The sequence below is a fragment of the Agrobacterium sp. 22-209-1 genome (assembly GCF_053522485.1).
Map to the genome: position 1 here is coordinate 864785 of NZ_JBNWCH010000001.1, position 13744 is coordinate 878528.

Below are 13744 nucleotides of genomic sequence, written 5' to 3' on the forward strand. Positions count from 1 at the left end.
ATTCTCCTCCCAATTAAGTATCATATATTGATACCTTGAATTCACTAATTGACACTACATAGACTCGCACCCTATGACAAGCCCCAAGATGAAATGAACGAGGAGGTTCAAGACATGCCAGCACCGGCGACATCGATCATCGTTGATTGGGGAACGACATCACTGAGGGCGGCGCTCGTTGGTGAAAGTGGTCAAGAACTCGATCATCTGGAAACCGCCGACGGCATTTCGAGCCTCGGCAAGGGTGAGCACGAAGCTGCGCTGATGGCAGCACTCGCGCCCTGGTTTTCGCGTCACGGGGCCTTGCCCGTCGCAGCGCTCGGCATGATCACCAGCCGCAACGGCTGGGTCGAAGTCGCTTATGTGCCGTGCCCGGCAGGCCCGGCGGAACTTGCCGCCGGAACGGTGCGCAAATCGCTGCCGAACGGCTCCGATCTCGTCTTCTTGCCGGGTCTCAATGACCCCGCCCGTCAGCCCTTTCCCGACGTGATGCGCGGCGAAGAAACCCAGATCGTCGGCCATGGCCTCGGCGAAGACGCCACCCTCATCATCCCCGGAACGCACAGCAAATGGGCGCGGATAAAGGCGGGTCGGATCGACGGTTTCCAGACATTCGTGACCGGTGAAATCTTTAATCTGCTCATCAATAACTCTTTCATCGCGCGCGGTTCCACGCAGCCGCCGGTCGATGATCCGCAGGCCTATCGCTGGGGTCTGAAAGAGGCAAAACGATCCGCCGCCATGCTGTCGCTGCTGTTTTCGGCGCGAACTGGCGGGCTTGCCGGCCGGCTTTCGCCGGATCAGTTGCGCTCCTATGTGCGGGGACTGGTCATCGGGCAGGAGTTTCGGCAGGCCCGCGATGCCGGATGGTATGCGGAGGGAGACGAGGCAGGGATCGTCGGCAATGACGGGCTGAACGATCTCTATCTGGTTGCCGCAGATGTTTTCGGGCTCAAGACATCCATGGGGGCGGACGATGCTCTCACGAAGGGTGCCCTGGCTGTCCTGCGCCAAGCTATTTCGTAACCTCTGCCGAGCGCCGGATGCCCAAATGGCGGCATCCTGCTTTCAAACACCTTGTTTTAGGACCGTCATGTACGACTTCCCAGCCAATATCGGCACCAGCCGTCACGAAAACGATATCATTACCGCTCTGGTCCGCCTTCAGCGCATCGGCCTCCCAGACAATCCGATCGCCTTTTATGGCTCATCCTCGTTTCGAATCTGGGGTTCCATTGCCGAAGATCTCGGCTCGCTGGATATCGTCAATCTGGGATTTGGCGGCGGCACTTACCTCTCCGCCAGCCACTACATGCACCAGCTTCTGGTTCCTTTAAAACCAAACAGAGTGGTGCTTTATTTCGGCGAAAACGATATTGCCAGCGACGGCCTCAAGGCTCAGACGTCGCTCCGGCACCTGCACGATTTGCGGGATGGAATCTATCGTGCGCTACCGCAGGCGGACGTGTTTGTTGTGGCGATCAAGCACAGTCCGGCGCGCTGGATATACCGCCATGAATTCGATCTCTTCAACCAGATGGCGCGCGACTGGTGCAATAGCAGCGAACGCACAACATGGCTTGACCCGAACGCCGGCCTCATTGGTGAGAACGGCCTCCCGATGTTCCGTTATTATTTACCCGATCTGGTTCACCTGAATGCCGCAGGCTATGCCGTCTGGTCGGAAGCGCTCAGAAAAACGCTGGGCCTACACAACTGAGACGGGCGGCAACTTTATCTTCGCATCGAAGGGATCCGAATCCGCCGCGGGCCAACCAGGAGCATCGCCAATCGCACGCTTTTTTAGTGCCGGAAGCCCTTCAGCATTATCTCTCGCGCGCGCTTCTATCGCTTTAACCCTGTATCCGCGGGCTCTCCCGGCCGATCCCTCAGGCCGAGACGGGCGATTTTCTCATTGAGCGTGCGGTGGGGGATGCCGAGCCTCGCGGCCGCCTTAGCCGTATTGCCGTTGCTGTCATCGATCGCGCGGCCGATGACGTCAGCCTCGAAGGCGACCAATTGCTCGGGCAAAGTCAGGGGATCGCCGGGCTGCAGGACTTCCCCTCCGGATGCGGCGTCATCGAGCCCAAGAGCGAAGCGCTCGGCGTACGCCTTGAGCTCCCGGACGTTGCCTCGCCATTCCTGCTGCCGCAATCGCGCCAGGAGATCGGCGGATACGCTCCGCTCGGCCCGGCCGTAGCGATGGGCGGCAAGCGAAGCGAAATGACCAAAGAGCAGGCCGATATCCTGCCGGCGCTGCCTGAGCGGCGGGATGCGCACATCCACGGTCGCCAGCCGGTAGAACAGATCTTCGCGGAACCGCCCGGCGGCGATTTCGCCGGAAAGGTCGCTCTTGGCAGCGGCGATAACCCGCACATCGATCGGTCGCAGCCGGTTTTCGCCCAGTCGCTCGACCAAGCGCTCCTGCAGCACGCGCAGGATTTTTGCCTGCAGTCCCAGGGGCATCGACTCGATTTCATCGAGAAAGATGGTTCCACCCGCGGCATGCTCGAACTTGCCTTGCCGGTCGGCGAGCGCGCCGGTGAAGGCCCCCTTCGCATGACCCAAAATTTCACTCTCGAAGATGCTTTCGGGCAGCGCTGCGCAATTGATCGCTACGAAGGGACCGCCCGCCCGGCGGCTTTGCTGGTGGAGCGCCTGGGCGACGAGCTCCTTGCCGGTTCCGGTTTCACCGACGACCAGCACGTCGATATCGACATTCGCCAGCATCTGGATGCGGCTGCGCAAGTCCCGGAGCGCCGGGCTGTCGCCGACGATCTCGACGCCGCCGCCCGTCTGGACCAACCCCTGAAGGCGGGCGATTTCTTGTTTCATCCGACGCTTCTCGACCGCCTTGTCGAGGATCGAAAGCAGATGCTCGGCATCATAGGGCTTTTCGATAAAGTCCTCCGCTCCCTGCTTCATCGCCTTGACCGCCAGGGTAACATCGCCGTGGCCAGTCATCAGAACGATAGGAACCTCGCTGCGGGCCTTGATGAGGGAGTTCAGAAGCGTCATGCCGTCTATGCTGGGCATGCGGATATCGCTCAACACGACATCCGGCTCGTCGCGAAAGAATTGCTGGTACGCTTCTTCAGGCCGATGGAAAGCGGATACGGAAAACCCGCTGACCTCCAACCAGTCGGTTGCCGCCTTCAGGAGGTCGCGGTCGTCATCAACAAGAAGAATATGTCCGCGGGTCATTGCGCCGCCTCGAGCGGATGTGCGGGCCGCTTGCCCACCGGCATCGAAATCGTCGCCATTGTGCCGCCGCCTGGCGTTTCGGCAAAAAGAATCTCACCGCCGAACTCCCGAACAATCGCGGTTGCAATGGACAGGCCAAGGCCAAGGCCCTCACCCGTGAGCTTGGTGGTGAAGAAGGGCTCGGCAATACGATCACGGTGCTCCGGTGCGATACCCGAACCGTTGTCGATCACCGCTACGCTCACCCGCCCGGCATGCGCAGTCCGTTGGATGGTGACAGAAGGGTTCTGTATGCCTTCCACCGCATCGAGAGCGTTCAGGAGTAAATTGAGCGTCACCTGTTCGAGCTTCACCGCCACGGCAACGACAACCGGCGACGGCCCCCTCGCCTCGAACGCCGGCGTGACACCAAGCGCCTTCGCCCGAGGAGCCGCAAGATCGAGAGCATTTCCTATGACCGCGTCGATGGTGACCGCTTCGAGGTCGGAAGCCCCCTTACGGCCAAATGTCTTGAGGTGCTTGACCGTTCGTTGCATCCGCTTGACCAGCGCGCGCGCATCGAGAAGCCGGTCGCCCACTTTCGCGGCGGCCTCTTTCTCCGCCAGAACACCGGCGGTCGCCAATGTGGCTTCAAGCGCCGCCAGCGGCTGGCTGACCTCATGCACGATCGCAGTCGACATCCGGCCGAGGGCAGCCATCTTTTCGGAATGGATGAGCCCTTCCTGCGCGCGGCGAAGCTCGTCCTCTGTCCGCTTGCGCATGTCGATCTCGCGGGCGAGGTCCTGCGTGCGTTCGGCCACCTTGCGTTCCAGGATTTCGCCCTGGCGCAGCCGCATCCGGATGATGAGCGCGCGCTGATGCAGGAAGTAGAGCGCGCCGGTGGATATGAGGCCGGCGATCAGCGCCGCGAGCGCCCAGAAGCCGGCGATCTTGCCGGCGTCACCCGTGCTCGTTGCCGCCAACACCATCCAACCGTCCGGCTCGACGCGCGAGAATTTTGCCAGGAGCCGCTGCCCGCCCTCCTCCACATGGACCGCCCGCTCGTCCGTATTGTCCGCCGGCGGGGTTACGCCCGAAGGGAGGATAGGTTGTCTCGCCGCGAGATCGGCCCCCTCGTAGGTCCGTTCCTTGGCAAGCCGCTCGACGGCTTCATCGGAAAGTGCCGCCAACGGCCGGTATTTCCAATCCGGGTTGCCAGAGAGAAAGACGATGCCCCAGCGGTCGGCGATCGCAGTCTGGACACCCGCAGCCTCCCAGATCAATTCGAGCGGCAGCAGATCCGCCTTAACAACGGCGACGATCGGCGGACGACCGGGCACGTCTATCCGCGACGTGAGAAAATAGCCAGGCTTGCGAGTGGTAACGCCGATCGCGTAATAACGTCCCTCGCCCGTACGCAGCGCATCCTGGAAATAAGGGCGGAAGCTGTAATCGTGGCCGACGAAGCTTTCACCAGTCGCGAAATTGCTCGCGGCAAGCGCGATCCCGCGGGCGTCGAGCACGTAGAGCTCGGCGGCGCCGGCTTGCCTTACGACTGTCTGAAGATAGCGGTTGGCGGCATCAAGAACAGCCGGGCTGGGTTCGCTTTCTGCAAGGGCGCGTATGCGGGCATCTTCGCCCATAACAAGTGGTAGATAACGAAACCGTTCGATCTCCGTGGCAATCGCCCTGTTGGTCAGGAAAAGACTTCGCTGAATCTGCCCTTCCAGGGCGCCGGTCGCCGAACTGCTCGCAAGATGGTAGGCGACAAAAGGCGCAATGCAGGTCACGACCAGCATCAGGACAGTCATTCTGCCGATGTTGCGCGCCATTGCCGAGTCGACCTGCCTTCCGGATGTGTCCTTAGATCGAAAGCGACCCAAGGACGGATTGTAAGTGTTGCAGCGACCTTTGCGGATTTGAAAACCGTGTCGTGCCGCAAGAATTGTCCGATGCATCAAGTGTAGCGCCTCTTTCTTGCAGAGAGAACAGCAGATCCGCAAGCGAGCGATCTGAACTGCTGCATCGTTCCCTCTTCAAATACCTTGCGATTTAAGGCCCCCTGCAGCAGGCCTCACGACGGAGGGGCGTCACATGGCCGCAGGACGATCGGCTCCTGTTTCTCTCGCCCGAACTCGCGGCAACCACCGACATCGCAGAGCGTCCAGCCGGAGATTGTCGCCCCGGAAGCGGCCAGGACCAACTCGGGGATCGGCGGAAGGTCCGGCGTCCAGATTGACCAGCCGCCTTCGCGATGGGCATTTTCTCCCGGTTCCATACCGGCGCCCGAGCCCTGGACGCGCGCCTCCTCGAGAAGAAGGCCCTGCGATGTGGCAGCCCAGCGCTCCTGCCACTGGGTTTTCTCGACAGAATGCGTCCAGCCGAGCGTGAAGACGCTGGCGGCCAAGGCAACGGCCTTGCCGCCAGCAATGATGCAGACCAGCGTGCTCACACGGCCTCCGACGCCGGCTTGCCATTCGCCGTTCGCGCCCGCCGCCAGATCAGAAATACGAAGAGAGCGGCAAGCCCGAAGCCCACCTCATCGGTCGAAGGAAGGGCCGCAAGCAGGGTAAAAGCAGCCGCGGCCGCAAGCACGCGCTCTGCAATCGACAGCCGGATGGCAACGAAGCCGATCACGGCCGTACCCCAGAGCCCGATCGCAAGGCCGGTCTTGATGACGATATAGGCGACCGCGAGCGGATAGCCGATGGCCGCGGCCATCGCTCCGCCGTCTTGGAGCATCAGCGCCGGCGAATAGACGGCCATGAACGGGATGACGAAACCCGCCGCCGCCACCTTGATCGCCTGCATCGCGATCTTCAGTCCACTTTCGCGCGCAATTGGTGCTGCCGCAAAGCAGGCGAGCGCGACCGGCGGCGTCAGGTCCGCCAGGATTCCGAAATAGAAGACGAACATGTGGCTGACGATGAGCGGCACGCCAAGTTCCAGCAACGCCGGGCCAGCGATCGACGAGGTGATGATGTAGTTAGGGATCGTCGGTATACCCATGCCGAGCACGAGGCAGGTCACCATGGTCAGGAGCAGCGACAGGAAGAGGCTCTGGCCGCCGACCGAGACGATGAACTGGCCGAAGGTGTTGGCCGCACCCGTCAGCGTCATCGTTCCGATGATCACACCGACAAGCGCGCAGGCGATTGCGACCGGCAAGGCCGTCTTCGCACCTTCTGCAAGGGCGTCGCGACAGGTTACCAGCGTCTCCCGGCCGCCCTTCGAGAACGCGTTGGCCCCGATGAGCAATGCCAGCGCGGCGACGATCACGCCGATGCCGTACTGGAAGAAGGCGGCCGCCACGAGACCAAGGCCGATCCAGAAGATGATTCGGATTACGCCGGCGGGCAAACCCAAGACAACCGAACTGCCGAGGATCAGCAGGGTCGTGAAGGCAAGGCCGACCGTGCCTGCGAAGAGCGGCGTGTAGCCCGAGAACAGCAGCCAGACCAGCGCCGCGAGCGGCAGGATTAGATACCATTGCTCGACGACCGCAGCCTTGGCCGAAGGCAAATCCGCCTTCGGCAGGCCGAGCAGCCCGCGCTTGCCGGCCTCGAGGTGCACCATCCAGAAGGCGGAAGCGAAATAAAGAATAGCCGGAATGATCGCCGCCTTGACGATCTCGTGATATTCGACGCCGAGCGTCTCTGCCATGATGAAGGCGACAGCGCCCATGACCGGCGGCATGATCTGCCCGCCCATCGAGGCCGTCGCTTCGACGCCGCCGGCAAAAGCCGGTCGATAACCGAACTTCTTCATCAGGGGAATGGTGAATTGCCCGGTCGTCACCACATTCGCAACGCCGGAGCCGGATATCGTGCCCATCAGGCCGGAGGAAATGATTGCCACCTTCGCCGCACCGCCGCGCTTGTGGCCGACGAAGCTTAGTGAGACATCGGTGAAGAGCCGGATCATACCGGCCTTTTCGAGGAAGGCGCCGAAGAGAATGAACAGGAAGATATAGGTCGACGACACAAAGGTCGGAATGCCGTAGATGCCCTCCGTACCATAGGCCATATGGTCTATCACCTGTGCGAAACCATAGCCGCGATGATCAAGCGGCGGCGGCAGATATTCACCGAACAGGCTGTAGGCGAGAAAGACGCCGGATATGATTGGCAAGGCCGGTCCCATGATCGCCCATGCGGCGGCGAAGACGATAGCAATCGCCAGGACGCCGACGGCAACATCGCGCGGAAGCGGATCGCCGGCACGAACGAGCAGTTCGGCATATTCGTAGCACTGGTAGAAGGCCACCGCCGCGCCAAGCAGGGCAAGGACCCAGGCAAACGTCTTTGCGGGCACGCCGCGCCCAGCGAATGTCGCCAGCAACGGGAATACGAGCACGGTGACGAAGCCGACGTGCACTGCCCTGACGATCTGACTCGGCAAGTCGAGCAGATGCGCAGCGGTCGAGATCTGGAAAATGGAGAAGGCAAGCGCGATCGCAAACAGGAGTCGTCCGTCCCAGGTCTTCGGAAAGGCCTGGGTCAGAGTCTCGTGCCCGTTAAGCTCCGCGGCATGATTTTGTTCATTTGTATTGTCGAGCATGGATTCCTCCCGAAAATCCGAGCAAATGTGGGCGGCGCTGGCCCTCTGGAGGGCCGTGCTTCCAGAGGCCGACGCGCAATGGCCGCAGCAGCAACCTCGGCGCCGGACGCCGCCCGTCGCCGTTAAAGCAGACCTTTTTCCTTATAGAAGCGCTCAGCTCCTGGATGGAGGGGAACAGGCATGCCTTTGAGCGCGTCCTCGATGCGGATGTTCGCTGCCGCCTTGTGCGCCGCCTCAAGCGCCGGCAGGTTCTCGAACAACTGCTTGGTCATCTGGTAGGCGGTTTCGTCGGAAACCTCGGAATGTGTGATGAGGAAATTGACGACCGCAACCGTCTTCACATCGCTAGTCTGGCCCTGATATGTGCCGGCTGGAACAGTTGCGCTGATGTAGGGCGCGCCGAGCTTCGTGGCGATTTCCTCGGGTATCGTGACCATCTGTACCTCGACGGAGGTTGCCAGATCTTTGAAAGAGGAGACGCCGAGACCGGCAGACTGCAGCGTCGCATCGAGTTGCCGGTTCTTCATCAACTCGACGGATTCGGCAAAGGGCAGATATTCCGTTTTGCCGAGGTCTGCATAGCTCATGCCGGCAGCGGCAAGAATCGCTCGGGCATTCAACTCCGTGCCGGATTTCGGCGCGCCGACGGAAAGGCTCTTGCCCTTGAAATCGGCAAGGGTGGCGATACCGGATTCTTTCGACGCCATGATCTGGATATAGTTCGGATAGATGGCCGCGATCCCGCGCAGCTTATCGAGCGGGGCCTTGAATCCGGCATCCGTGTTACCCTCCCAGGCCAGCTTGACCGAATCCCCCAGTGCAAAGGCGATTTCACCGCGACCCTGCTGCAGCAGGTTGAGGTTCTCGACCGAGGCCTTCGTCGCCTGAACCTGGGTGCGAGCACCTTCAATCTTCTCGCCGTAGATCTTGGAGAGCGCAACGCCGAGCGGGTAATAAACGCCCGATGTGCCGCCGGTCAGGATGTTGATGAAATCCGCCGCCTTTGCCGCTGTCCCGGAAAAGGTGATGGACGTGCTTGCGATTGCCAAAATGATGGCGCGTTTCAATATGCTGTTCACTGGGTTCCTCCCACTCATTTGTGATCGACGCGACCGTTACCGGAACGGAACCGCGTGACGCCAAAGCAGCAAAAGACGGGCCAACTCTAACTAATTGAATTTGCGGTGAAGAAAAAGAGTCCCGAACGACAGCGGGCGAAATTCCGCCTGTCGCGCGCGGATGACTGGCAAGATTCCGCCTGAATTCTGCTACAATCCGCTTCATTCGATGATCGTGCGCTCTCGGCGTGGATACCGATGAATTAGCCGTTGAAGCCGCGTTTCGTGGATACGGAGCCGGCCACTTTGATCCGCTTTATTGACGGCGAGATACAGTTCGGTCGATTGGTGCGGCATCGGCGTAACGCTGCTGGTGAACTGGGCGGTCAAGCCGTTCTCGATGGCACTGTTGGGTTGGCTGTTCATCGGATGACCTTCCGACCATTGCTGCCGATAGCGCAGATCGACTGGATTCCGCTGTCTGTCGACTCAGTCCGGCCGACGCAGGGCAAGACGCTTGCGCTCATGCAGGTGTTGAGCGGATCGCAGTCGTTCAACGCCATCAACCAGCCCCGGGTTCTCAGCCGCTGGATGCGCATGATCACCGTTCCCAACCAGTCGTCGGTCGCCGAGGCCTTTCAGGAATTCGACGCCGACGGGCGCATGAAGCCATCCTCCTGCTACGATCTGACCGCGTCAAGGCTATTTCCACATCTGTCGAAATAGCCTTGACGTCGTGGTGAATGCGAGTCATTTTATTTCCATGAAAATCGAAATGGCAGCCGCCCAGCTTGAAGCCCTCGGGAATATCACCCGCCTCCAACTCTACCGGACGCTTGTTCGCGCCGGAGAGGATGGATTACCCGTAGGCCGCATTCAGGAAAAGCTGGATATCGCGGCGTCGACGCTCTCCCATCATCTGAAGCGCCTGGTCGATACCGGCCTCGTGACCCAGGAACGGCAGGTGACGACGCTGATCTGCCGCGCCAACTATCCGGAGATGCAGGCACTAGTCGGCTATCTCGTTGACGAATGCTGTGCCGATGCCAACTGTTCATCGAAGACCGTGGAGGCCGCGGAATGATCCCTTTTTTTGCCCATATAATTCTAAATTACTAGAAATATCGAAGGAACTGTCATGTTGAATGCTGGTGAACTTCCCGTGGCCGTCATCGGTGCAGGACCGGTCGGTCTCGCCGCCGCAGCGCATCTCGCCATCCGTGGCATCCCGTTAGTTGTTTTCGAGCGCGGCGACACGGTTGGTGCTTCGCTGATCGAGTGGGGACATGTCCGCATGTTCTCTCCATGGAGATACAATATTGACGCAGCCGCCCGCTCCCTTCTTGAGAACGCTGGATGGCAAGGCCCTGATGAAGATGCTCTGCCAACCGGGTCCGACATTGTTGGCGCCTATCTGCAGCCGCTCGCCTCACTCCCGCAGATCGCGCGGAACCTCAAGCTGGGCGTCACCGTCACCGCGATCACCCGCGAGGGTCTGGACAAAGTCTCGTCCGCCGGCCGCGACGTTTCGGCCTTCCTCGTCAGATACAGGGACCAAGATGGCGAGGAAGTTCGGGTTCGGGCCCGCGCTGTGATCGACGCCTCCGGCACTTGGACGCAACCGAACCCGATCGGCGTCGACGGCCTACCCGTCCTCGGCGAGACGGCGGCTTCCGATTCCATCTCGTATGGCATTCCCGATGTCGCTGGCGTAGAGAGGGGTAAGTTTGCGGGCAAGCGCGTCCTCGTGATTGGCGGCGGCCATTCCGCGATCAATGCGGCGCTGGCGCTGATGGAGGTTCAGGAGGCAGAACCGGGCACGGAGATATTCTGGGCGCTTCGTCGTGGTGGCCTCGACCGCCTGCTAGGCGGCGGATTGAACGATCAGTTGCCGGAGCGCGGCGCGCTCGGCCTTGCCGCCAAGAGCGCCATGGAGGATGGTCGCCTGAATATGTTGACACCGTTCGCGGTGAACAGGATTCAGAAGGAAGGTTACAGTCTGCGCGTGGAGGCAATGCTCGCTGGTGCGCGATACTCGATCGTCGTCGATCGGATCATTGTGACCACGGGATTCCGGCCGGATCACTCGTTCCTGCGCGAACTGCGTATCGCACTCGATCCTACCGTCGAGGCGCCGCCGGCGCTTGCGCCGCTGATCGATCCCAATCTCCACTCCTGTGGCGACGTGCCTCCGCATGGCATCGTCGAACTCGCGCATCCGGAACCTGGCTTTACGATCGTCGGGTCGAAGTCCTACGGGCGCGCGCCCACCTTCCTGATGGCGACCGGATACGAGCAGGTGCGCTCCGTGGCGGCGGAGATCGCCGGCGATCACAAGGCGGCGCGCGAGGTCCATTTCGTATTGCCGAAGACAGGCGTTTGCAGTGTCGATCTCGGCGTAAGCCTGACGGAAGGAGCGGGGTCTGGGCAATGCTGCGGCGGTCCGGCGCCAGCGAATGTTGATGCCTGCTGCATGGCCGACGCGGCGGCGAAGGCGGCCCAGCAAACGGGATGCGGATGCAACGGTGCTGCCCGTGCCGACAACACGTTGGTACAGGTTCGATGAGCGATAACAAGGTTCCTGTCGTCGCGATCCTTGCCCTCGGTCTGACCCAGATCATTGGCTATGGAAGTCTCTATTACAGCTTCAGCATTCTCGCGCCCGCCATGGCGCGAGATTTGGACTGGTCGTTGGAATGGATTTTCGGCGCACTATCCGCCGCTCTCCTGATCGGGGGCCTCGCCGCGCCCACGATGGGGAAATGGATCGATCGGTTCGGCGCCGGCCGTGTCATGACGGGCGGCTCGGCAATCGCCGCCGCGGCGCTGGTGGCCTGCGCCCTCTCTTCCGGCAAGGTGGCATTCGTTCTCTCACTGATCGCGATCGAGACGGCATCCAACCTGGTGCAGTACGGAGCGGCCTTCGCATTGCTCGTCCAGATCAAGCCGCAGGTCGCGCAGCGCAGCATCACCTACCTGACACTGATCGCCGGCTTCGCTTCAACGATCTTCTGGCCGATTACGACAGCGCTACAGGCTCACATGTCGTGGCAGCAGGTCTATCTGGTCTTCGCTGCGCTCAATCTCTCGGTCTGCTTGCCACTTCACGCGTGGCTGTCGTTCAAGGTCACAAGAAACCGCAAGGGCGCGAGCGGAGAACCGGCCAGGCAAGTGGCTCCCGGTCTGCAACCTTCGATACGACCAGCTACGTTCGTCCTGATGGTGACGGGCTTTGCGCTTGAGAGTTTCGTCAACGCCGCGCTGCTCGTACACATGGTTCCCGTTCTCTCCGGACTCGGGCTTGGAGCCATGGCCGTCATAGTCGGCACACTGTTTGGTCCATCTCAAGTTCTGAGCCGCTTCGTTAATATGGTTTTCGGGAGCGGTCTGTCTCAATTGACCTTGGCACTCATTTCCGCCGTTCTGTTGCCAGCGGCGCTCATTATTCTGATCGCCACCGCTCCATCTGTTCCAGGTGCTCTGGTGTTTGCGGTGGTTTTCGGCCTGGGTTCAGGCCTCAGCAGCATTGTGCAAGGCACTCTTCCGCTAGTCCTCTTCGGAAGCCAAGGTTACGGAAAACGTCAAGGCCAAATCCTTTCGATCCGTTTGGTCATCTCGTCGACTGCACCGTTTGTCTTGGCTTTCATGATGAACGAGGTCGGCGTCGCATGGGCCTTGTCGGTCGCCGCCTTGCTCGGTTCAGCTGCAGTCGCAGCTTTCATCGGCATCCTGCGCTTAATGTCGCGAAACCACACGGCCCAGCTTGAACAACCTGCCTAAATCAGGCAGCTCATCCTTGATGTGGAAACCCGCCTTATGCAGCACCTCCGCACCCCATGAAGGTCCAGGTTCACCAGCCAAATTTCTCCAAATAAAGTCAGCTTCCTGAGTTGTGAATACAGCACAGCATCGCGACATCCCGTGCCCTGCATCATTCATGCGCGATAAACGGCCGCTCCACCCGTCATACCGGCGCCGGCGGCGGTCAAAAGCAGGATTTCGCCTTCCGCGAGAGGCCTTTCGGCATTGGTGACGGAGAGCGAAAGCGGAATGGTTGCGGCGGAAGAATTGCCGAAGCTTTCTATGGTGCGGACCGTCTTTTGCCTGTCAATGCCGAGATTGCCGCAGACGGCGTCGAACATACGGGCATTGGCCTGATGCGGCACGAAACGGTCGATATCGACTGCCGTCATTCCGACTTCATGCAACACCCTTTGCGCGGTCTCGGTCATCAGCGTCACGGCACGGGAGAAAACCTCGCGGCCGTCACGCATTGTCATCAGCGCCTCCTCAGTGGATGTATCGGCTGAGAAGGGCTGGCTACTGCCCCCCGCCGCTATCTGGATCAGATCGTAACCGCCGCCATCCGCAACGAGATCGGCCGACAAAAGCCCACGCTGCGTCTGGCGGCAGGGCTTGAGTACGACAGCGCCGGCGGCATCGGCGAACAGGACAGCGCTTGCCCTTTCCGCCGGATTGATACGACGGCTCAATATATTGGCGGCAACGACGAGCACGGCGCGGCCGTGGGTGCGGACAAAGCCATCCGCAAGCGTGAGCGCATAAAGAAAGCCGGAACAGGCCCCGGCAAGATCGATCGCGCCGGATCGGGTAAGGCCCAACCTGTGTGCGAGCAGCGGCGCCGAGGGCGGCAGAAGATGATCCGGCGTGGAAGTCGCAAGCAGCGTCAATGCGATGTCATCGGAGGCGATTTCGGCGTCTTCCAGCGCCATGCGACCGGCTCTCGCCGCAAGGCCGCTCAGCGTGTCGCCCTCTTGCGCCCAATAACGCGTGCGGATGCCGGTGCGCCGCTCGATCCAGCCGGCTTCCAGCCCGAGACTGGTCTCAATCTCGGCATTTTCAACACATCTTGACGGAACGGCATGACCAAAACCGGCCATGCGGGAAGAACGGGTCTGCATTGTCAGGACTTTCGGAGACGG

The 13744-nt window shown here is 60.9% G+C and carries 11 protein-coding genes and 2 pseudogenes; 7 read left to right on the plus strand and 6 right to left on the minus strand.

The window, feature by feature from the left end:
• Positions 1–114 precede the first annotated feature (114 nt).
• The gene (locus ACQZ48_RS04035; protein ID WP_448728563.1) at positions 115–1026 is read left to right on the plus strand and encodes a 2-dehydro-3-deoxygalactonokinase; all 912 of its coding nucleotides are present in this window, start codon (positions 115–117) and stop codon (positions 1024–1026) included.
• A 67-nt stretch (positions 1027–1093) separates the two neighbouring features.
• On the plus strand, positions 1094–1720 hold the full coding sequence (locus ACQZ48_RS04040; protein ID WP_448728587.1) for a GDSL-type esterase/lipase family protein: 627 nt from the start codon (positions 1094–1096) through the stop codon (positions 1718–1720).
• 125 nt (positions 1721–1845) lie between these two features.
• On the opposite strand, the gene ACQZ48_RS04045 is transcribed toward ACQZ48_RS04040, so the two are convergent.
• The 5 genes from ACQZ48_RS04045 to ACQZ48_RS04065 form a co-directional block, all read right to left on the minus strand.
• Positions 1846–3204 (minus strand): sigma-54-dependent transcriptional regulator, encoded by a 1359-nt coding sequence (locus ACQZ48_RS04045; RefSeq protein ID WP_077983560.1) that lies wholly within the window; start codon positions 3202–3204, stop codon positions 1846–1848.
• Positions 3201–5015, minus strand: coding sequence for a sensor histidine kinase (locus ACQZ48_RS04050; RefSeq protein ID WP_448728564.1), 1815 nt, complete (start codon positions 5013–5015; stop codon positions 3201–3203). Before ACQZ48_RS04050 ends, ACQZ48_RS04045 begins: the two co-directional genes overlap by 4 nt.
• 242 nt (positions 5016–5257) lie before the next feature.
• A complete protein-coding gene (locus tag ACQZ48_RS04055) occupies positions 5258–5635 on the minus strand; it encodes a DUF1850 domain-containing protein (RefSeq protein WP_271365030.1) in 378 nt (125 codons plus the stop codon).
• Complete coding sequence (locus ACQZ48_RS04060; RefSeq protein ID WP_448728565.1) at positions 5632–7743, minus strand: TRAP transporter permease; 2112 nt, start codon at positions 7741–7743, stop codon at positions 5632–5634. Before ACQZ48_RS04060 ends, ACQZ48_RS04055 begins: the two co-directional genes overlap by 4 nt.
• Before the next feature lie 122 nt (positions 7744–7865).
• The gene (locus ACQZ48_RS04065; RefSeq protein ID WP_077983564.1) at positions 7866–8810 is read right to left on the minus strand and encodes a TAXI family TRAP transporter solute-binding subunit; all 945 of its coding nucleotides are present in this window, start codon (positions 8808–8810) and stop codon (positions 7866–7868) included.
• 337 nt (positions 8811–9147) lie between these two features.
• On the opposite strand from ACQZ48_RS04065, the pseudogene ACQZ48_RS04070 reads away from it, so the two are divergent.
• The 5 genes and pseudogenes from ACQZ48_RS04070 to arsK form a co-directional block, all read left to right on the plus strand.
• A pseudogene (locus ACQZ48_RS04070) lies at positions 9148–9269 on the plus strand (arsenical-resistance protein); the annotation flags it as partial.
• Positions 9258–9488 (plus strand): annotated as a pseudogene (locus ACQZ48_RS04075) (NAD(P)H-dependent oxidoreductase); the annotation flags it as partial. The pseudogenes ACQZ48_RS04070 and ACQZ48_RS04075, both read left to right, overlap by 12 nt.
• A gap of 76 nt (positions 9489–9564) precedes the next feature.
• A complete protein-coding gene (locus tag ACQZ48_RS04080) occupies positions 9565–9885 on the plus strand; it encodes an ArsR/SmtB family transcription factor (RefSeq protein WP_191216867.1) in 321 nt (106 codons plus the stop codon).
• Positions 9886–9939: 54 nt separating this feature from the next.
• Positions 9940–11367, plus strand: coding sequence for an NAD(P)-binding domain-containing protein (locus tag ACQZ48_RS04085; protein WP_448728566.1), 1428 nt, complete (start codon positions 9940–9942; stop codon positions 11365–11367).
• Positions 11364–12581 carry an arsenite efflux MFS transporter ArsK gene (gene arsK, locus ACQZ48_RS04090; RefSeq protein WP_448728567.1) on the plus strand — a complete coding sequence of 406 codons (1218 nt, stop codon included), beginning with the start codon at positions 11364–11366 and terminating at the stop codon, positions 12579–12581. Before ACQZ48_RS04085 ends, arsK begins: the two co-directional genes overlap by 4 nt.
• Positions 12582–12736: 155 nt before the next feature.
• Here arsK and ACQZ48_RS04095 read toward each other — a convergent pair whose 3' ends face one another.
• Positions 12737–13723 carry a beta-ketoacyl-ACP synthase III gene (locus ACQZ48_RS04095; RefSeq protein WP_448728568.1) on the minus strand — a complete coding sequence of 329 codons (987 nt, stop codon included), beginning with the start codon at positions 13721–13723 and terminating at the stop codon, positions 12737–12739.
• Positions 13724–13744 lie beyond the last annotated feature (21 nt).

Excerpts from the sequence above, each read along its gene's own strand:
- ACQZ48_RS04040 (WP_448728587.1), top strand. The coding sequence starts at position 1,094 with ATGTACGACTTCCCAGCCAATATCGGCACCAGCCGTCACGAAAACGAT.
- ACQZ48_RS04035 (WP_448728563.1), top strand. The coding sequence starts at position 115 with ATGCCAGCACCGGCGACATCGATCATCGTTGATTGGGGAACGACATCA.
- arsK (WP_448728567.1), top strand. The coding sequence starts at position 11,364 with ATGAGCGATAACAAGGTTCCTGTCGTCGCGATCCTTGCCCTCGGTCTG.
- ACQZ48_RS04080 (WP_191216867.1), top strand. The coding sequence starts at position 9,565 with ATGAAAATCGAAATGGCAGCCGCCCAGCTTGAAGCCCTCGGGAATATC.
- ACQZ48_RS04095 (WP_448728568.1), bottom strand. The coding sequence starts at position 13,723 with ATGCAGACCCGTTCTTCCCGCATGGCCGGTTTTGGTCATGCCGTTCCG.
- ACQZ48_RS04050 (WP_448728564.1), bottom strand. The coding sequence starts at position 5,015 with ATGGCGCGCAACATCGGCAGAATGACTGTCCTGATGCTGGTCGTGACC.
- ACQZ48_RS04085 (WP_448728566.1), top strand. The coding sequence starts at position 9,940 with ATGTTGAATGCTGGTGAACTTCCCGTGGCCGTCATCGGTGCAGGACCG.
- ACQZ48_RS04060 (WP_448728565.1), bottom strand. The coding sequence starts at position 7,743 with ATGCTCGACAATACAAATGAACAAAATCATGCCGCGGAGCTTAACGGG.
- ACQZ48_RS04045 (WP_077983560.1), bottom strand. The coding sequence starts at position 3,204 with ATGACCCGCGGACATATTCTTCTTGTTGATGACGACCGCGACCTCCTG.